Consider the following 18809-nt stretch of genomic DNA (forward strand, 5'->3'; position numbering starts at 1 on the left):
GCAAGGCTTACGCGAAACGTGGGGTACGGGGAACACATGAACGGGGAGGAGCGGGCACATGGCGCTGGACAAGGAACTCGACTGGCTCCTTGACGATCTCACCAACCGGGTCGGGCACATACGGCACGCACTGGTGCTGTCGAACGACGGGCTGGTGACCGGCGCGAGCACGGGACTGGCGCGTGAGGACGCGGAACACCTCGCGGCCGTCTCGTCCGGGCTGCACAGCCTCGCCCGGGGATCGGGACGCCACTTCCGCGCGGGACGTGCCCGGCAGACCATGGTGGAGTTCGACGAGGCGTTGCTGTTCGTGACCGCCGCGGGCGAGGGCAGTTGCCTGTGCGTGCTGAGCGCGGCCGACGCCGATGTGGGGCAGGTCGCCTACGAGATGACCCTGCTCGTCAACAGGGTCGGCGAGCACCTCGGCGTCGCCGTGCGTCAGTCGGGGGACGAGGAGGACGGCCAGATCTGAGTACTTCGCGGGGGAGCGGCGGGGGAGCCGCAGGGGAGCGGCCGGGGAACGCGGAAACCCCGGGAGGGCCGGGGCGCGTGCCGACGGGCGGGCATCCCGGCTCCGGACCGGCGTCGGCCGCACACCGACCGTGACCGAATGCCCGGCGCCGGCCGGGGGCTCCTCGCCCGCCGCGGCCCGACGGAGCCGTGACGCGCCGTCCGAAATGCCCCAACCAGCGTGCACACGAGGGAAGTTGTGACGTCGGTTCGTTCATGGGGCGGTCATGAGCCGGATCCGTAGGGGCAGTACTCTGCGCCCCACCGCCGTTCGGCGGGTGAAACATACGCGGAGGAAGAAACTTCATGACCATACCCAGGAGATCGCTGCGCGCCGCGGGGACACTCGCGGCCGCGGCGGTCGTCGGCCTGACCGGCGTTGTACTCACCGCCGGCCCGGCCGCGGCTCACACCCCCACCTGGGCCGTGACCTGCGACGAGGTGAGCCTCGACCTGACCGCCTACAACGGCAAGGTCACCAACCAGGTGACCGTCACCGTCGACGGCAAGGACCTCCTGCCCACCGAGACCTTCGGCAAGGAGTTCCACAAGAAGCTCGCACTGCCGGCGCACGACGAGGAACTGACCGTTCACCTCGTCGTCAAGGCCGGTGACGGCGACCAGTTCTCACGCGAGGACACCAAGCGGGCGCCGGTCTGCGAGGGCTCCCGCCCGTCGCCCACGCCGTCCGAGGCCACCCCCACGCCGTCCGCGTCCGAGGCCACGCCTTCGGAGACGCCCTCCTCCGAGGCGCCGACCGAAAGCGCGTCGCCCTCCGGGACGCCGTCGGAGTCCGTGACCGCGCCCGTCTCCCCGGGCCCCGGCGCGCCGGACCTGGCCGAGACGGGATCCTCGTCCGCCACGCCGGTCATCGCTGGGGCCGCGGTGGCCGTCCTGCTGGCCGGCGGCGGCATCATGTGGTCCGTGCGCAAGCGCCGTACCGTCCAGCACTGATGCCACTCGGTGGTCCCGGCACCTGACCGTGCCCCTGGGACCGCCGGTCGGGGGTGTGCCGTCCCGCGCCGGGCGGCGCACCCCTTCGCGCATCCGTCAGATCCGCGCCGGCGGCGGGGCCGCAGGGCGGCCGGGCGACGCCGACGGCCCGATCTCGCACCAGACGGCCTTGCCCTCGCCGCGCGGCTCGATGCCCCAGCGCACGGTGACGGCGTCCAGGAGCAGCAGCCCCCGCCCCGAGGTCGCGGTCTCACCCGGGCTGCGCCGCCGGGGCCAGACGCTGGAACGGTCCTGGACCGACAGCCGGACCCGGCGGACGGGCTCCGGCAGCACTTCCAGGGTCAGCACCGCGCCGCCCTCGGTGTGCAGCAGCACGTTCACCAGCAGTTCGTCGGTCACCAGCTCGGTGTCGTCGGCCAGTTCGGCCATGCCCCAGTCGCAGAGCGCCTGACGCACCATGGTGCGGGCGTCGGACAGCCCCTCCGGATCCGCCTGGTGCACGTACTGGTGCAGCCTCGGAGCCCGCGGCGAACCGGGGTCCGGGTGCCGCCGCAGCACCAGCAGGGCGACGTCGTCCCCCGATCCCCAGCGCTCCCAGAGCCGGTCCGACAGATGGTCGGCCAGCGCCTGGGCGCCCTCCGGCCCCGCGCTCACCTCATGTGCCAGTGCCCGTACGCCCACGTCGACATCGGCCCCCGGCTCCTCCACCAGCCCGTCGGTGTACAGGACGAGCGTCTCGCCCGGCACCAGGTCCAGGCGAGTTTCCGGATACTCCTCGTCCCCGAGAGCCGTCGAGAGGCCGAGCGGCAGACCGCCCCGCACCTGCGGACTGCCGACCCGTCCGTCCATGTGCCGGATCAACGGGCCGAAATGCCCCGCACGCACCGCGCGCACGGTGCCCGAAGCGAGATCGACCTGGGCGTATGCGCAGGTCGCAAAGCGTTCCGTGTCCAGCTCGGCGAGGAAGCGCGAGGCCCGGGCCAGTACCGTCGACGGCGGATGCCCCTCACCGGCGTACGCGCGCAGCGCGATGCGCAACTGTCCCATGATGGCGGCCGCGTGCGTGTCATGACCCTCCACGTCGCCCACCACGACCCCGAACCGCCCCTTGGGCAGCGCGATCACGTCGTACCAGTCCCCACCGACCTGGCGTCCGCTCCAGGCGGCGTGGTACCGCACGGCGATCTCGCCGCCCCGGATCTCCTGGATGCGCCGGGGGAGCATGGCCGACTGGAGGCCGGTGGCGAATTCGCGTTCCTCGTCGAACAGCTTCGCCCGCTGGAGTGACTGCGCCACGATGGCGGCCAGCCCCAGGCACAGGTTGCGTTCGTCCGCGTGGAAGGCCGTGGGTTCGCGGTAGTAGAGCGCCAGAGAACCGAGCGTGCGCGCCTGGGCGACCAGCGGCAGATAGGCGGCCGACCGGAAGTCGAGCCGGTCCGCGTACGGCGCCACCGCGGGGTAGCGCTGGACCAGCGCAGAGACGGAGGAGAGGAACCGGGGTCGGCCGCTGAGCACCGCGTCCGCCAGCGGAAGGCTCCGGTCCGGCTCGCCGCCGGAGCCGAGTTCCGCGATCGCCTCCAGCGGGTCGCCACTGAGCGCGATGACGTTCAGCGCCGCGTTGTCCACCAGGGCGAGCGCGAGCCCGTCCGCGTCCAGCCGGGCCAGGCCGCCCGGCCCGGTGAGCGCCGCGGTCACGTCGTCCACGGTCACCGCCCGCGACAACGCGCTCGTGGTGCGTTCGACGATGCTGGTCTGGCGCTGCCGCCACTTCTCCAGATCCAGCAAGAACGCCGTGTGCGCCACCTCCGCCGTCGCGTCCCGCACCACCCCGACGACCCGGTGGGGCCGCTCGTCGTCGTCGCGCAGGACACGGGCCTGGACATGGGTCCACTGGTCCCGGCCGCCGTCGAGCGGAACCCGGACATGGACGCTGTAGGAGCTGCGGCCGGACTCGATCGCGTCGCCGACGGCCTCGTCGAGCCGGGCCCGTTCCGACGGGTCGAGCCGTTCCATCAGCGACTCGGGCCTGGAGTCGAAGGACACCGGGTCCAGGCCGACGACCAGCAGGCCGGCGTCGTCGATGTCCAGCGTCCCGGCGTCCAGATCCCACTCGAAACTGCCCGTCCGGTTCATCGCGAGCCGTTCCGCCGTCGCGGATCCGCGTCCCGGCGGCTTTCCGATCAGCCGACGGGACGCGGCGTGGGTGCTCGGCTGCCGGTCGTGATCGCTCATTCCTGCTCCGGAGGTCGTCCGGCGGGGCTCACGGGCGGCACGGCCCGTACGGGTCCCTCAATTGTCGAGCCGGTGACGGAAGGCCGCCACAGCGGGCCGGCCGCCGGGACCCGGCCCGCCGCCCGGCCGCGACGCCCTGCCTCCGGCCCCGCCGCCTCGGGACCCCTGCCGCCGACCCCCTGGACCCGCCCATGACAATGTGAACGCTGGAAGATCGTCCGGGAGCGACGGACGACGCGGCACAACGGCTGACCGGAGCGCACGCATGAACCATGACGACGACCCCGTTCTGACGCACACCGAGGGACACATCCGGCACATCACGCTCAACCGGCCCCACGTCCTCAACGCGCTGAACCACACCATGGTGCGCCGCCTCGACGAAGAGCTCACCGAGGCGGAGCGCGACGCCACCGTCATCGCGGTCCTGATCAGCGGCGCGGGGGAGCGGGGCCTGTGCGCGGGCGGCGACATCCGCTCGATCCACGACGACGCCAGAGCGGGCGGCACCGCGTCCCTGGCGTTCTGGCGCGACGAGTACCGGCTCAACGCCCGGATCGCCCGGTACCCCAAGCCCTATGTGGCGATCATGGACGGGATCGTGATGGGCGGCGGCGTCGGGATCTCGGCCCACGGCGGTGTCCGCGTCGTCACCGAGCGCTCGCGCGTCGCCATGCCCGAGACCGCCATCGGCTTCGTCCCCGACGTGGGCGGCACGCACCTGCTCGCCTCCGCCCCCGGCGAACTCGGCACCCATCTGGCGCTGACGGCGGACGCGGTGGGGGCGGGCGACGCCCTGCTGTGCGGGCTCGCCGACCACTTCGTGCCGACGCGGTCCCGCACGGCCCTCACCGCGGCACTCGCCGGATGCCGTACGCCCCACGAGATCGAGGCGACCGTACGGGCCCACGCCTCGCCCGCGCCGGAGGGCGTGCTGACGGAGCACCGCGCATGGATCGACGGCTGCTACCGGGCCGACACGGTCGAGGAGATCCTCGACCGGCTCGACGGCAGCGGCGCTCCCGCGGCCAAGGAGGCCGCCGAGTCGATCCGCGCCAAGTCGCCCACCGCGCTCAAGGTGACCCTCGCCGCGCTGCGCCGGGCCCGTCGGCTCGGCAGCCTGGAGGCGGTGCTGGACCAGGAGTACCGCACCTCGTGCACCGCCTTCGCCGGGCCCGATCTGGTGGAGGGCGTGCGCGCCCGGATCATCGAGAAGGACGGCCGGCCCCGGTGGCGCCCGGCCGCGCTGGCCGAGGTCACGGACGAGGACGTGACGCGCTTCTTCGCTCCGCTGGGCGGCCGCGAACTCGGCCTGGCCGCCGCTCCCGGGGGCGGCTCGGGGGAGGCGCGGGCCGATGACGCCGCACGGGGCGACCGGTCTCTCGCCTGACGCCTGACGCCTGACGCCTGACGCCTGACGCCTGACGCCTGGCACAGGTGCCAGGCGCCGGGGCGGGCCCGCGGTGCGGCCCCTCGCGTCACGCGTCGCAGGGGTCGTAGAGGAGGGGGACGACCGGAGCGCGCCGGAGGAGCCGCCGCAGCCGTGGCCGCCGACGCGCGGCACGGTGCGTCACCCGGGGCCGCCGGCGTCTGCGCCGCCGTCGAGGCCCGACCGGCCCACCCGCCGGAGCCGGGGCCGGAGCCGGAGCCGTTCCGCGATGCCGCCTTCCGGCGGTCAACCGGCCGGCCGCCGGGCCTGCGCAGTCCCGAGCGGCTCCAACCGCTCGGCGGCCCGGTCCCAGGCCCGTCGGTTCCCGAGCGGGGCGTAGTGGCGCAGCTTCTGGGTCCGGGCGACGAGTCGCCGCATGTCCGTCAAGCCGCCCACCAGGCCGTGGGCCCGAGCCTGCACCAGGATGTTGCCCAACGCGGTCGCCTCGGCGGGGCCGGCCGTGACGGGGAGCCCGGTGGCGTCCGCGGTCCACTGGCACAGCAGTTCGTTGCGCGAGCCTCCGCCGACCAGATGGATCCGGTCCGGCTGGTACCCGGCGAGTTCCGCGGCCCGGCGCAGCGTTCTGCGATGCGCCAGCGCCAGGCTCTCCAGCACGCACCGCGCGTATCCGCCGAAGCCTTCCGGCGGCGACTGCCCGTTCCGGGCCAGGTGCGCGTCGATGCGCGCGGGCATGCCGCCGGGGGCCAGGAACGCCGGGTCGTCGGGGTCGATCAGCGCGGCGAACGGCCGGGCCCCGGCCGCCCGTTCGAGCAGCTCGCCGGGGCCCGGAGCCCCGCCCCACCGTTCCCAGTCGCGGCGGCACTCCTCCAGCAGCCACATGCCCATGATGTTGCGCAGATAGCGGACGGTCCCGTCCACCCCGCGCTCATTGGTGAAGTTCGCCGCCCGGGACTCCTCCGTGAGCACCGGCGCCGACAGCTCCAGACCCGCCAACGACCAGGTTCCGCAGGACACATACGCGAATGCGGGCCCCGTCGCCGGCACCGCGGCGACCGCGGACGCCGTGTCGTGCGAGGCGACGGTCGTCACCGGCGTCCCGGCCCGCAGACCGGTCTGCTCGGCGACGTGCGGCAGCAGGCCACCGGCCGGCGCGCCGGGTTCGCGCAGCGGCGGGAACAGGGAACGTCCCAGGCCCAGCCGGTCGATCAGCGCATCGGACCAGGTGCCCGAGGACGCGTCCAGCAGACCGGTCGTCGAGGCGTTGGTGACCTCGGCGCCCACCGTCCCGGTCAGCCAGTGCACCAGCAGATCGGGAATCAACAACAGGGTGCGCGCCGCGCCCCACTGGGCGCTCGCCCGGTGCGCGGCCAGCTGGAACACCGTGTTGAACGGCAGATGCTGCACACCGCCGACCGCGTACAGCTCCCGCCGCCCGCACACGGCCAGCACCTCCTCGACGGCCCTTCCCGTGCGGTCGTCGCGGTAGTGGAACGGCGCCCCGAGCAGCGTCCCGTCGGCGTCGAGCAGACCGTAGTCGACGGCCCAGGTGTCGACGCCCACCGAGGCGAGCGGACCCGTGCGCCCGGCGGCCCGCAGACCGTCCAGCATCTCCCGGTACAGGCCGAGCGCATCCCACCGCAGCCCGTCGGGAAGCCGGACCGGGATGTTGGGGAAGCGGTGCGCCTCGGCCGACGCGAGCGTTCCCGGCCCGACCCGGCCGGTGATCACCCGGCCGCTGGTGGCGCCGAGATCGACGGCGGCGAACACCGCCTCACGCCCGGAGGCTGTGGACGACCGCGCGGACATCGCCATCCCCGCCCGGCTCAGCGCAGGAAGGCCGCGGCCACACCCGCGTCCACCGGAAGGTGCAGGCCGGTCGTGTGCGTGAGCTCCCCGCCGGTCAGCGCGAAGACCGCGTTCGCGACATGTTCCGGAAGCACCTCCCGCTTGAGGAGCGTGCGCTGCGCGTAGAACTCGCCCAGCCTCTCCTCCGCGATGCCGTACGTCGCAGCCCGCCGGGCGCCCCAGCCTCCGGCGAAGATTCCGGAACCGCGCACCACCGCGTCGGGGTTGACCCCGTTCACCCGGATCCCGTGCTCGCCCAGTTCGGCGGCCAGCAGTCGCACCTGGTGCGCCTGATCGGCCTTGGCGGCCGCGTAGGCGATGTTGTTCGGGCCCGCGAACACCGCGTTCTTCGACACGATGTAGACGATGTCGCCGCCGAGGCCCTGATCCGTCATCACGCGCGCGGCCTCGCGGGACACCAGGAACGAGCCGCGCGCCATGATGCCGTGCTGGAGGTCCCAGTCACGGGCGGTCGTCTCCAGGAGCGGCTTCGAGACCGAGATCCCCGCGTTGTTGACGACGAGATCCACGCCACCGAACGCCAGCGCCGCCTCGCGGAACGCGCCGGCGATCTGCTCCTCGGACGTCACGTCGGCCGTCACCGCGACGGCCGCGTCGGGCCCGCCGAGCTCCCGCGCCACCGTCCCGGCGCTCTCGGCGTCGACGTCCGAGACGACCACACACGCGCCCTCGGCCGCCAGCCGCCGCGCGACGGCCCTGCCGATGCCGGAGCCCGCCCCGGTCACCAGCGCCACCCGGCCGGCCAACGGCCTGGGCTCCGGCATCCGTCGCAGCTTCGCCTCCTCCAGCTCCCAGTACTCGATCCGGAACCTCTCGGACTCCTCGATCGGCCTGTACGAGGAGACGGCCTCGGCGCCGCGCATCACGTTGACGGCGTTCAGATAGAACTCGCCGGCCACCCGGGCGGTCTGCTTGTCCCGGCCGAACGAGAACATGCCGACCCCGGGCACCAGCACGATCGCCGGGTCGGCGCCGCGCATCGCCGGGGAGCCGGGGCCGGCGTGACGCTCGTAATAGGCGCGGTACGCCTCCCGGTAGTCCGCGTGCAGCTCCCGCAGGCGCGCCGCCGCCTCCTCCAGCGGGGCGTCCGCGGGCAGGTCGAGGACCAGCGGCGCGACCTTCGTGCGGAGGAAGTGGTCCGGGCACGAGGTGCCGAGAGCGGCGAGCCGCGGGTGCTCGACGCGGGAGAGGAAGTCCAGCACCGGCTCCGCGTCGGTGAAATGCCCCACCTGCGGGCGGTCGGTGGAGACCAGACCCCGGATCAGCGGGGCGAGCGCGGCGGCACGTCTCCGTCGCGGCCCCGCGGCGAGGGCTTCCCGGCCCGCCCACACCGGGCCGAACGGCTCGGCCCTGCCGCGTTCGCGCAGAAACGCCTCGGCGGTGCGGATCATCCAGAGCGCGTTGTGCTCGCACTCGTCGGACGTCTCGCCCCAGGCCGTGATGCCGTGACCGCCCAGGACCACCCCCACGGCCCGAGGGTCGGCCGACCTGACCGCCGCGATGTCCAGGCCCAGCTGGAACCCGGGCCTGCGCCAGTCGACCCAGGCCACCTTGCCGCCGAAGCACTGAGACGTGAGCTTCTCGCCGTCCGCGGAACACGCCAGGGCGATCCCCGAGTCCGGATGGAGGTGATCCACGTGGGCGGCCTCGACGAGCGCGTGCATCGCCGTGTCGATCGACGGGACGGCGCCGCCCCTGCCGTGCAGGCAGTAGTCGAACGCGGCCGCCATCTCGTCCTCGCGCTCCACCCCCGGATACACCTCCTTCAGCGCGCGCACCCGGTCCAGGCGGAGCACCGCGAGCCCGTCCTCGGTCAGCGTGCCGAGGTCGCCGCCGGAGCCCTTCACCCACAGCAGCTCCGTCGCGCCGCCGGTGACCGGGTCGACGGCGGTCGCCTTGACCGACGCGTTGCCGCCCGCGTAGTTGGTGTTCCGGGGATCGGAGCCGATCCGGTGGGCGCGCCGCAACAGCGCGGCGACCTCGGTGTGCGTCGCGGATGTCATGCGATTTCCTTCGCGGTCGAGTGCGGGGTGCGGAGGGAGCGGAGCGCACGAAGGGGGCGCGGGGAGAAGAGGACGGGGCCGTGGTACGGCCGGGGCCGACCGGTCGGCGCCTGCGGCGGGGGAGGGGGCCCGGCGCTCAGGCGCCCCAGCCGGCCTGCTCGCCACCGACCCGGGCGGCGGCGATCCGCTGCTGGTTGCCCGAGGCCAGATACGCGGCGAACGGGTCCTCCGCCAGGCCGAGTTCCGCCCGGACCTCGGCCAGCAGCGGGCGGACATCGGTGTTGTACGCGTCCATCAGCACGCCGTTCGCGGCCAGCACGTCACCCGACCGCTGCGCGGCGTCCAGCGCCTCCCTGTCGACCAGCAGCGCCTTGGCGGTCGCCTCCTGCACGTTCGCGACCGACCGGATCACGGCGGGGATCTTGGGCTCGATGTTGTGGCACTGGTCGAGCATGAAGTCGACGTTCGCGGCGGGCTCCAGGCCGCCGTTCCCGACGACCTCGTGCATGATCCGGAACAGCTGGAACGGGTCGGCGGCCCCGGCCATCAGGTCGTCGTCCGCGTAGAACCGGGAGTTGAGGTCGAACGCGCCGAGTCTCCCCGCACGCAGCAGGAACGCCACGATGAACTCGATGTTGGTGCCGGGGGCGTGGTGCCCGGTGTCCACGACCACCCGCGCCTTGGGGCCCAGGGCGAGGCAGTGCGCGTACGCCGTGCCCCAGTCCGGTACGTCCGTCGCGTAGAACGCCGGCTCGAACAGCTTGTACTCCAGCAGCATCCGCTGCCCGTCGCCCAGCCGCCCGTACACCTCGGCCAGCGCCTCCGCGAGCCGGTCCTGGCGAGCGGCGATGTCGTCCTGCCCGGGATAGTTCGTGCCGTCGGAGAACCAGAGCTTGAGGTCGGACGACCCGGTCTCGTCCATGACGCCGACGCACTCCAGCAGATGGTCCGTGGCCTTGCGGCGGACCTTCGGATCGGGATGGGTGACCGATCCCAGCCTGAAGTCGTCGTCCTGGAAGACGTTCGAGTTGATCGCGCCGATCCGCAGCCCGAGATCCGCCGCGCGCCGGGTCAGCGCGCCGTAGTCGGTCACGCTGTCCCACGGAATGTGCAACGACACCTTCGGCGCCACGCCCGTGAACGCGTGCACCTGGGCCGCGTCCTCCAGCTTCTCGAACGGGTCCCGGGGCACGCCCGGCTGGGCGAACACCTTGAACCGGGTGCCGGAGTTCCCGTATCCCCACGACGGGGTCTCGATCACCTGGGACTTCAGAGCGGCCCTGACGGCGGACGGATCGGACATGAACACCTCGCGGACGGAGTCCTCCGGCGACCGGGAACCCGCCCGCCGTGATCAGGTACTTCTGCGCCGGACATGAATCGATTCACTCCCGTCCCCGCAACGCTAGGACTCGGGACGATCGCGGTCAAGCTTCGACGTCGCCGCTTCGGCCGTGTGGGAAACCGGTGAACCGATGTGCGGTGGTGAGGGAGGGCGGTGGTGAGGATGGAGTGAATCAATTCAACGCGGTGGAAGGCCGCGGGCGCGAGGACGGCCACGGCACCGTGCGCGCCACGCGCCGTACGACGGACGGCGGATCGAGGACGAGCCCCGACGGTCCCGCTCCCTTGCCCGGCCGCTCAACTGCCGCCGCTGCCGGGCACGCCCGGCCGGAGCGACCGCACGAGGTCGAAGAACCGCGACTCGTTGCCGCTCAGCCCCGCACGCTCCAGCGCCCCGTCGGCCTCCGCGATCGGCGACGCGAGCAGCGGCACGTGCAGGGGCCCGTCCTCGGGCTCCGCCAACGCCGCCCGGGTGGCCTGCAGAAGGCGGACATACGCCTGGGCCGCGGCGAGTTCGTCGTTGCGCATCTCAGCATCTCCCGCTCAGAGGTGTCGGACCCACCAGCATCGCCCATGGGTCTGACAGAGCCCCGTACGGCACGGAGCCGGAGGGCCCGTCCGACGGCGTGCCGGAGGGGCCCGTACGGGCGGAGAACGGTCGGGCGGACGGCAGCCGCTACCGCGACGCGTCCGGGTCGTCGTGATCCCGGCGGGCGGCGGCCGGCGGCTCGACCTCCAGGAACCTGCGGCGTCGCGGCCCCCGGTACGGCAGCACCGTCCAGCCCCACTCGCGCAGCACGGCCGCGCACCGGCCCAGCTCCCGCTCCTCCTCGTGCGCGGCCCCGCTGCCGGGCGGGCCGAGCCACTCGACGCGCACGCCGCCCGGTGCCTCGCCCCGCGCCAGGCGGTACCCGGTCGCCGTCCGCGTGCCGGATCCGTCCACCGCGGAGGCGGCGAGCCCGGACGCCTCCAGGGCCAGCGCGACGGCCCGGACCGGCCGGTGCGTCTCCCACCGCGCGGGCGCCCGCTCCGGGTCCGGGACCCCTTCGTTCGTCAGCCGGCGGATCTGCAACAGGCCCTCGAACGCCGTGCGCACGGCGGCCGCGCGCCGCTCGTCCCGCACCGTCGCCGGACCGTCCCCGGTGGCCGGTTCGAAACCGGCGTCGTTCTCCATGCCCATCCGCGTCCCCTTCGCCGCGCTCCACTGCTGTCAGTGTGCGCCGCCGCACCGACAGCGGTCGGCCGCGGACCGTACGGGTGAAGCGGGCCGATAGGGTTGACAGCCCGACAGTCCCGTACCCGGAGGATCCACGCACCGTGCCCGATGCTCACGGCCCCGCCGCCGACCGTGCCGCCCTGCGCGCCGACTGCGCGAACTGCTTCGGGCTGTGCTGCGTGGCACTGACCCTGACCAGGTCGGCGGACTTCGCGATCGACAAGGAGGCCGGAAAGCCCTGCCGCAACCTCCAGCAGGACTTCCGCTGCGGCATACACGCCGAACTGCGCCCCAGCGGCTTCTCCGGCTGCACCGTGTACGAGTGCTTCGGGGCCGGTCAGAAGGTGTCCGGGGAGACCTTCGGCGGGCAGGACTGGCGCCGCTCCCCGCAGACCGCCCGGCGCATGTTCCAGGTGTTCCCGGTGATGCGGCAGCTCCACGAACTCCTCTGGTACCTCACCGAGGCGCTCACCCTGGAACCGGCCCGCCCCCTCCACGACGATCTCCGGCGCCTCCTCGACGAGACGGAGCGCCTCACGCACCTTCCCGAGGACGCCTTCGCGGACCTCGACGTGGCCGCGCACCGCGAGTCGGTCGCCGCGCTCCTGGCCCGCGCCGGCCGAGCCGTCCGCGCCACCGCGCCCCGGGGGAAGAGGCGCGACCGCCGCGGCGCGGACCTCATCGGCGCCCGGCTCAGGGGCGCCGACCTCCGAGGAGCCGATCTGCGCGGCGCCTATCTCATCGCCGCGGACCTCCGAGGCGCGGACCTGCGCCTGGCCGACCTGATCGGCGCCGACCTCCGGGACACCGACCTGTCCGCGGCCGACCTCACCACCAGCCTCTTCCTCACCCAGGCCCAGCTCAACGCGGCCAGGGGCGACGCGGCGACGAAGCTCCCGCCCTCGCTCGGCCGGCCCGCGCACTGGACCGGCTGAACCCCCGAACCGGACCGCACCACCGACGGCCCGGACACCACCCGCGCCGCACCCGGGCGAATCGTCCCCGCGACCGGGCACCGCCGACCCCCGCGGTTCGTTGCACAGAGCGACGTACCCGGAGCGCCTTCGACCGGACCGAGGAGTCCCGCACATGCCAAGCAGTACCGACCGCAGCACCGATCACGACCACGCCGACGGCAGTCGCACCCGCCTGGTCGAGCGGCTCATGGAGCAGTTCCCGCACGTGCCCCGGGAAGCCGTCGTCAAGGAGGACCTGCTGCGCGGCGGCGTGGCCTTCGACGAGTCCGCGCTCAGCGACAACGAGGGCGGCGACGTCAAGCCGAAGTCGTACTTCATCTTCTCCTTCGACCACGGGACGCTGCCCGAGCTCGGCGCCGCCGCGCTGCGCCGCCCCCCGGAGGAGATCGTGCTCACCGGCGGCCCGTACGACCTGCGCCGGACCGTGGTCTCGGTGCGGGTCAACCCGGCCTCCCCGTACCGGGTCGCGGCCGACGGCGACGGCGTGCTCGGGCTGTACCTGGACGGCCGGCGGATCTCCGACGTCGGCCTGCCCCCGATGCCGGACTACTACCGGCACACCCTGGAGAACGGCAAGTCCGTGATGGAGGTCGCGCCCACCATCCAGTGGGGCTACCTCGTCTATCTGACGGTCTTCCGGGTCTGCCAGTACTTCGGGGCGAAGGAGGAGTGCCAGTACTGCGACATCAACCACAACTGGCGCCAGCACAAGGCGGCGGGACGCCCCTACACCGGTGTGAAGCCGGTCGAGGAGGTCCTGGAGGCCCTGTCCATCATCGACAGGTACGACACGGCGAAGGCGTCCACCGCCTACACCCTCACGGGGGGCGCCATCACCTCCCACATCGGGGGCCGCGACGAGGCCGACTTCTACGGGCAGTACGCCAAGGCGATCGAGGAGCGCTTCCCCGGCCGGTGGATCGGCAAGGTCGTCGCCCAGGCCCTGCCCAAGGCGGACGTCCAGCGCTTCCGCGACTACGGCATCCAGATCTACCACCCCAACTACGAGGTGTGGGACCGCCGCCTCTTCGAGCTCTACTGCCCGGGCAAGGAACGCTACGTCGGTCGCGACGAATGGCACCGCCGCATCCTGGACTCGGCCGAGGTCTTCGGCCCGCGCAACGTCATCCCGAACTTCGTCGCGGGCGTGGAGATGGCCGCCCCCTTCGGTTTCACCACGGTGAAGGAGGCCATCGACTCGACCACCGAGGGGCTCCGGTTCTTCATGTCGCGCGGCATCACCCCGCGCTTCACCACCTGGTGCCCGGAGCCGACCACCCCGCTCGGGAAGACCAACCCGGACGGCGCCCCGCTGGAGTACCACATCCGCCTGCTCGACGCCTACCGGGCGACCATGGAGGAGTTCGGTCTCAGCTCGCCCCCCGGCTACGGCCCGCCCGGCGCGGGCCGAGCGGTCTTCTCCGTCAGCTCGTTCATGGACAGCCTCCCCGCCCGGCCGGACGACGCCCCGGCGTAGCGCGCCGCTCCGGGCCGGGACCGTGTGGGGTCACGGGGCCGGAGGGCGGCGCCGGGCGCCCCGGCCGCAGTGCCGCAACGGTGCGGGGCGCCGGGGCCCGTACGGGCCGGGCCCCGGCGGGGCGCGGCGGAAGCCGCCCCGTCCGGGCCCCGGCGGGCACGGAGCGTCAGGCGCGCCACTCCGCCGTGCGCTCGGGGGACGCCTCCGCGAGCGCCTGAGTGACGGCCCCGACATCGCCCTGGTGGCCGTAGACGGGCGTCCCGGGCTGCTGCCGCCACGACTCGTCGAGGCCGCCGGCGTCGACGGTGTCGAAGCCCAGCTCGTCGATGAGTTCCCGTACGACCCGCTTGGCCGCCGCGTCGTCGCCGGCCACCGGCAGCGCCTGCCGGCCCGGGCTGCCCTGCGGACGGCCGTTGTCCAGGATGTCCTGCGCGTAGGTCCCGTTGAACGCCTTGATCACCGGGTGCCCGATCTGCCGCTCCGTCCAGCGGCTCTCCGGCAGACCCTCCTCGATCTCGGCGATGCGGCCGTCCCGCTGCTGCGGGTAGTAGTTGTTGGTGTCGATGACCACGACCCCCTCGGCGGCCCCGTCGAGCAGGCCCGAGGGCAGCTCGGGGACCGCGCGGAGCGGGACGGTGACCACGACGACCCGGGCTCCCCGGGCCGCCTCCGCGGCGGTGACCGGTGTCGCCCCGGTCTCCCGTGCGAGGTCCGTGAGCGTCTCCGGGCCACGGGAGTTGGCGACGGAGACGTCGTGCCCCAGCGCGGTGAGACGCCGGGTCAGATTACCGCCGATGTTGCCCGCTCCGATGATGCCGATCTTCATGGATCCGACCTTCCGATGGTGCCTGCGGTAGGGGAGGTGCTCCCGCCGCATCCCCAACTTCCCCCCGGGCTTGGCTATTCCACGGATTGGAAAAACGGTTCGCCTGTTCACCGCACGGATGGGACGACCGGCCGCGGGCACGTTGAGAGGGAGAACCGGAACCACCGAACAGACCTGGAGGCGATGCCATGCTGCATGGTGTCGATGTCAGCGCCTATCAGTCGTCCTTCGACACGGACGGGCTGGATTTCGTCTTCATCAAGGCCACCGAGGGCCGCTCGTACGTCAACCCGCACCTGTCCGCCCAGGCCAAACGGGCCAGGGACGCGGAGTGCGTGGTCGGCTTCTACCACTTCCTCTGGCCGGGCGACATCCCGGCGCAGGCCGCGTACTTCGTCAGCAAGGCCCCGGAGCGGGCGGGCGAGCTGCTGGCCGTCGACTGGGAGGAGAACGGCGAGGGCGCCTGGGCGAGCAACGCGGAGAAGGACCGCTTCATCCGCGAGGTCAAGCGGCTGCGGCCGCACCACAAGGTCCTGCTCTACTGCAACCGCGCCTTCTGGCTCCAGCACGACACCACCTCGTACGCGGGGGACGGCCTGTGGATAGCCGATTACGTGACGCCGGGGAAGCCCCGGATCCAGGCGTCGTGGCGCATCCACCAGCACACCGATCGCCCGTTGGACAAGGACGTGGCGGACTTCCCGTCGCGGGCCGCCATGCGCGACTGGGCGCGCGGGTAGCGGCCGCCCCTTCGAGCGGGCGCGGCAGCCACGCCGAGTACGCGCCGGCCCACGGCGCCTACGCGGTGCCGGTCCCGGACGGCATCGACCCGTTGGACGCGGCCCCGCTGACCTGCGCGGGCGTCACGACGTACAAGGCGGTGAAGCTGTCCGGCGCCCGTCCGGGCACCCGGGCCCTCACCTCGGGCGTCGGCGGGCTCGGTCACCTCCCCCTCCAGTACGCGCGGATCTTCGGCGCCGAGACGATCGGGGTCGACGTGACCGACGAGAAACCCGCTCTCGCCCGCGAACTCGGCGCCGACCACGTCATCGACGCCCGGGTGCAGGACGTGGCCGAGGAGACGCGGCGGCTCGGCGGCGCCGACGCGGCCGTCTCGCTGGCCGTGAGCAACGCGTCGTTCAGCGCCGCCTACGGCGCCTGCGCCGGGGCGGCACCCTCGTCCTGGTGGCGCTGCCGGCCGAGGGCACCCTGGAGCTGCCCGTCTTCGACACGGTGCCGAACGGCGCGAAGGCCATCGGCTCCATCGTCGGGACGCGCGAGGATCTCGCGGAGGTGTTCCGGCTGCGTCTCCTCGGCCGGACCCGCGTCATCCGGGAGAGCAGGGCGCTCGACGACATCAACGGTTCGATCGACGAGGTGCTGCGGGGCCGGGTCTCGGCGCGGATCGTCTTCGAACTGCGCTGAGGGCGCATGCGTGCGGGCCGCACCGGAGGCGCCGGGAGCGTTCCCCGCGCCCGCCCCGGCTGCCCGCGCGACCGGTCCGGGGCGGCCCCGCCGTACGGCTCCGCCCGGTACGGGAGGGGCCCGTTCCGTACCGGTCGCCGAGACCTGGACCGGGCCTGCCGGGTGGCAGACCCTAGGATGTGGCCGATGAGCGAGACCCCGCCCAGCCTCCTGGGATTCACGACCTATCTGATGTCGCGGACCGGCAAGACCGCGCGGGACAGGCTGGCGGCGAAGCTCGCCGCGCGGGACATGAAGCTGTGGCACATGGCCGTGCTGTCCGCGCTGGTCGATTTCGGCCCGCATGCGCAGCGGGAGCTGGCGTCGCGGCTCGGGATCGACCGCGGCGACCTGGTCAGGATCGTGGACGACCTCGCGGGGGCCGGACTTGTGGACCGGGCCCGGGACACCGCCGACCGCCGACGGGTGACCGTCGCCTCCAGCCCGGCGGGCCGTTCCGTCCTGGCGGATCTGCAGGTGGAGGCGCTGAACGTCCAGCGGGAACTGCTCGCCCCGTTGTCCGCCGCGGAACAGACGCAGCTGGCCGCGCTGCTGCGGCGTGTGCACGCCCATGCCCAAGGAGCCGGACGGGAGGCGGAGGCAGGGGCGGGGGCTTCCGGCGGCCGGGGCCCCGGAGCCGTTCCGTAGCCACCGAGGGGGAGCGCCGGGGTGGTGCGGCCCCTCCGACTCCCGCGCGCGGCGGTGGACAGAGCTCCCCTTGTCTTGGCATGGACCTGATCTTCCTGCTGGGCTACAGTCCGTTGCGGCACGCTCTGAGAGCGCTCTCAGAAGTGATCTCCCGGACGCCTGCTGTTCCTCCCCACGAATCCGGAACAACAGAAGGGGCCATTGCCTTGAGAACCCTGAATGCGTTACGCGCGAGCCTGGCGGCCGCCCTCGTCGTCGGAGCCTGGGCGGCCGTGGGCCTCACCTCCGCCTCCGCCGCCGGCGACCCCGTCGCGGCTCCCGGACGCGGCGACGCCGCCGAGGCGCCCGCCTCCGACGGACTGCTCTCCGCCATGCGCAGGGATCTGGGCCTGACGGAGAGCCGGGCCAGGGCGCGGCTCGCGGCGGAGAAGGCGGCGACGGCCGTGCAGGGCACGGCCCGCCGGGCGGCGGGGGCGTCGTACGCCGGAGCCTGGTTCGACCCGGCCGCGGGCAAGCTCACCGTGGCCCTCACCGACCGCGACAGGCTCGACGCGGTGTCGGCCACGGGTGTGCGCGTCCGGCTGGTCGAGCACAGCGCGCGACGGCTCGACGCGACGAAGGAGCGACTCGACGGCCTGTCCGCGCCGAAGGGCGTGAGCGGCTGGCACGTCGACCCGAAGGCCAACCGGGTCGTCGTCGACGTGGTCGGGCGGGCGCAGGATGACAACGATGTCCGGGCGTTTGTGAAACGGGTCCGCGAGGCCGGCCCCGTCACGGTGCGCCACACCCCCGAGGCGCCCAGGACCTTCTCCGCCGGGACCGTGGGCGGCGACCCCTACTACACCGGCAACGTGCGCTGTTCCATCGGCTTCTCCGTCCACGGCGGCTTCGTGACGGCAGGGCACTGCGGACAGCCGGGCGCGGCGGTCAGCGGATGGGACGGCTCGGCCGTCGGCGCGTTCCAGGGCTCGTCCTTCCCGGGTGACGACTACGCGTGGGTCAGCGTCGGCAACGGCTGGTGGACCGTTCCCGTGGTGTTGGGCTGGGGCACCGTCTCCGACCAGTTGGTCCGGGGCTCCGCGGAGGCGCCCGTCGGCGCGTCCGTCTGCCGGTCGGGCTCCACCACCCACTGGCACTGCGGGACCGTGCTGGCCACCGACGAGACCGTGAACTACAGTCAGGGCGCCGTCCATCAGCTGACCAAGACGAGCGTCTGCGCCGAACCGGGCGACTCCGGCGGCTCCTTCATCAGCGGCGACCAGGCCCAAGGGGTCACCTCGGGCGGCTGGGGCAACTGCTCCAGCGGCGGCGAGACCTGGCACCAGCCGGTGAACGAGATCCTCAACCGGTACGGGCTGACGCTGCACACGGCCTGATCGCAGGCCTGCGGCCGGACCCGGCGCGGCCGGTCCGGCCCGTGACCCCGGTTCCGAGGCGCTGGCGCGAAGAGGGGCCGCCGTTCCGGAGCGATGGCCAAGACGGGATCGTGCCGCCTTCGGAGGGCGAGCGGGCTTCCGCGGGCGAGGGAAAGTGAGCCGGGCTCGAGTCGCGCACAACGGTCCGGGGCGGTGATTCGACGTCGAGTCGCCGCCCCGGACCGTCGCATGTCCTGGACCATCGCATGTCCTGGACCATCGCATGTCCCGGGGAGCCGCGCGTCCTGGACCATCGCGCGCCCCGGAATCGGAGCGGCCGGCGGAGCGGGTCGGAGTGCGCCGGCGGTCGTCGACGGCCGGCGCGTCGGCAGGAGCGCGGTGCCCGTCGCCGGGCAGGCGGACCCGTGTCCGACGGGCGGTGGGGCGGTGCCATGAAGATGTCGTGCGGTGTTTTCGGGGTGTGTCAATGAAAGACACGCCGTTCCGGGGGTGAGCGGGGGTCGGGAAAGTCGCCCGGACAGACCAA

General features: G+C 73.4%; 15 protein-coding genes and 1 pseudogene. 9 read left to right on the forward strand and 7 right to left on the reverse strand.

All coding sequences use genetic code 11. The features are described 5' to 3' along the window. Positions 1 to 58 precede the first annotated feature (58 nt). Both WA762_RS10610 and WA762_RS10615 read left to right on the forward strand, forming a co-directional pair. Positions 59 to 472 (forward strand): roadblock/LC7 domain-containing protein, encoded by a 414-nt coding sequence (locus WA762_RS10610; RefSeq protein WP_335935084.1) that lies wholly within the window; start codon positions 59 to 61, stop codon positions 470 to 472. A gap of 344 nt (positions 473 to 816) precedes the next feature. After that, a complete protein-coding gene (locus WA762_RS10615; RefSeq protein ID WP_335935086.1) occupies positions 817 to 1464 on the forward strand; it encodes an LAETG motif-containing sortase-dependent surface protein in 648 nt (215 codons plus the stop codon). Positions 1465 to 1560: 96 nt separating this feature from the next. On the opposite strand, the gene WA762_RS10620 is transcribed toward WA762_RS10615, so the two are convergent. Further along, positions 1561 to 3696: a SpoIIE family protein phosphatase gene (locus tag WA762_RS10620; RefSeq protein WP_335935088.1), complete on the reverse strand. Its 2136-nt coding sequence runs from the start codon at positions 3694 to 3696 to the stop codon at positions 1561 to 1563. 265 nt (positions 3697 to 3961) lie between these two features. Between WA762_RS10620 and WA762_RS10625 the strand changes: the two genes are divergently transcribed. Further along, positions 3962 to 5086: an enoyl-CoA hydratase/isomerase family protein gene (locus WA762_RS10625; protein WP_335935089.1), complete on the forward strand. Its 1125-nt coding sequence runs from the start codon at positions 3962 to 3964 to the stop codon at positions 5084 to 5086. Between the two features lie 285 nt (positions 5087 to 5371). Here WA762_RS10625 and WA762_RS10630 read toward each other — a convergent pair whose 3' ends face one another. The 5 genes from WA762_RS10630 to WA762_RS10650 form a co-directional block, all read right to left on the reverse strand. Continuing rightward, positions 5372 to 6898, reverse strand: coding sequence for a rhamnulokinase (locus WA762_RS10630; RefSeq protein WP_443080561.1), 1527 nt, complete (start codon positions 6896 to 6898; stop codon positions 5372 to 5374). Positions 6899 to 6909: 11 nt separating this feature from the next. After that, the gene (locus WA762_RS10635) at positions 6910 to 8955 is read right to left on the reverse strand and encodes a bifunctional aldolase/short-chain dehydrogenase (protein ID WP_335935093.1); all 2046 of its coding nucleotides are present in this window, start codon (positions 8953 to 8955) and stop codon (positions 6910 to 6912) included. Positions 8956 to 9091: 136 nt separating this feature from the next. Then, complete coding sequence (rhaI, locus tag WA762_RS10640; RefSeq protein ID WP_335935094.1) at positions 9092 to 10258, reverse strand: L-rhamnose isomerase; 1167 nt, start codon at positions 10256 to 10258, stop codon at positions 9092 to 9094. Positions 10259 to 10596: 338 nt separating this feature from the next. Continuing rightward, entirely contained in the window at positions 10597 to 10827 is a 231-nt protein-coding gene (locus WA762_RS10645) for a hypothetical protein (protein ID WP_335935097.1), read from the reverse strand. A 148-nt stretch (positions 10828 to 10975) separates the two neighbouring features. Beyond that, entirely contained in the window at positions 10976 to 11479 is a 504-nt protein-coding gene (locus tag WA762_RS10650) for a hypothetical protein (RefSeq protein WP_335935098.1), read from the reverse strand. A gap of 137 nt (positions 11480 to 11616) precedes the next feature. On the opposite strand from WA762_RS10650, the gene WA762_RS10655 reads away from it, so the two are divergent. Beyond that, positions 11617 to 12450, forward strand: a complete 834-nt coding sequence (locus WA762_RS10655; RefSeq protein WP_335935100.1) for a pentapeptide repeat-containing protein — start codon at positions 11617 to 11619, stop codon at positions 12448 to 12450. A gap of 154 nt (positions 12451 to 12604) precedes the next feature. Beyond that, a complete protein-coding gene (locus WA762_RS10660; protein WP_335935101.1) occupies positions 12605 to 13969 on the forward strand; it encodes a radical SAM protein in 1365 nt (454 codons plus the stop codon). 166 nt (positions 13970 to 14135) lie between these two features. Here the strand turns inward: WA762_RS10660 and WA762_RS10665 are convergent, their stop codons facing one another. Beyond that, entirely contained in the window at positions 14136 to 14846 is a 711-nt protein-coding gene (locus WA762_RS10665) for an NADPH-dependent F420 reductase (RefSeq protein WP_335935103.1), read from the reverse strand. Between the two features lie 137 nt (positions 14847 to 14983). Here WA762_RS10665 and WA762_RS10670 point away from each other — a divergent pair, with 137 nt between their 5' ends. From WA762_RS10670 to WA762_RS10685, 4 genes and pseudogenes are all read left to right on the forward strand, one after another. Beyond that, entirely contained in the window at positions 14984 to 15535 is a 552-nt protein-coding gene (locus WA762_RS10670; RefSeq protein ID WP_335935104.1) for a GH25 family lysozyme, read from the forward strand. A 23-nt stretch (positions 15536 to 15558) separates the two neighbouring features. Then, positions 15559 to 16220: pseudogene (locus WA762_RS10675) on the forward strand (zinc-binding dehydrogenase); the annotation flags it as partial. A 186-nt stretch (positions 16221 to 16406) separates the two neighbouring features. Continuing rightward, a complete protein-coding gene (locus WA762_RS10680) occupies positions 16407 to 16907 on the forward strand; it encodes a MarR family winged helix-turn-helix transcriptional regulator (protein ID WP_335935105.1) in 501 nt (166 codons plus the stop codon). Between the two features lie 206 nt (positions 16908 to 17113). Beyond that, entirely contained in the window at positions 17114 to 18283 is a 1170-nt protein-coding gene (locus WA762_RS10685) for a S1 family peptidase (protein ID WP_335935106.1), read from the forward strand. Positions 18284 to 18809: the final 526 nt, after the last annotated feature.

Source organism: Streptomyces tyrfis (genome assembly GCF_037034285.1).
GTDB lineage: Bacteria > Actinomycetota > Actinomycetes > Streptomycetales > Streptomycetaceae > Streptomyces.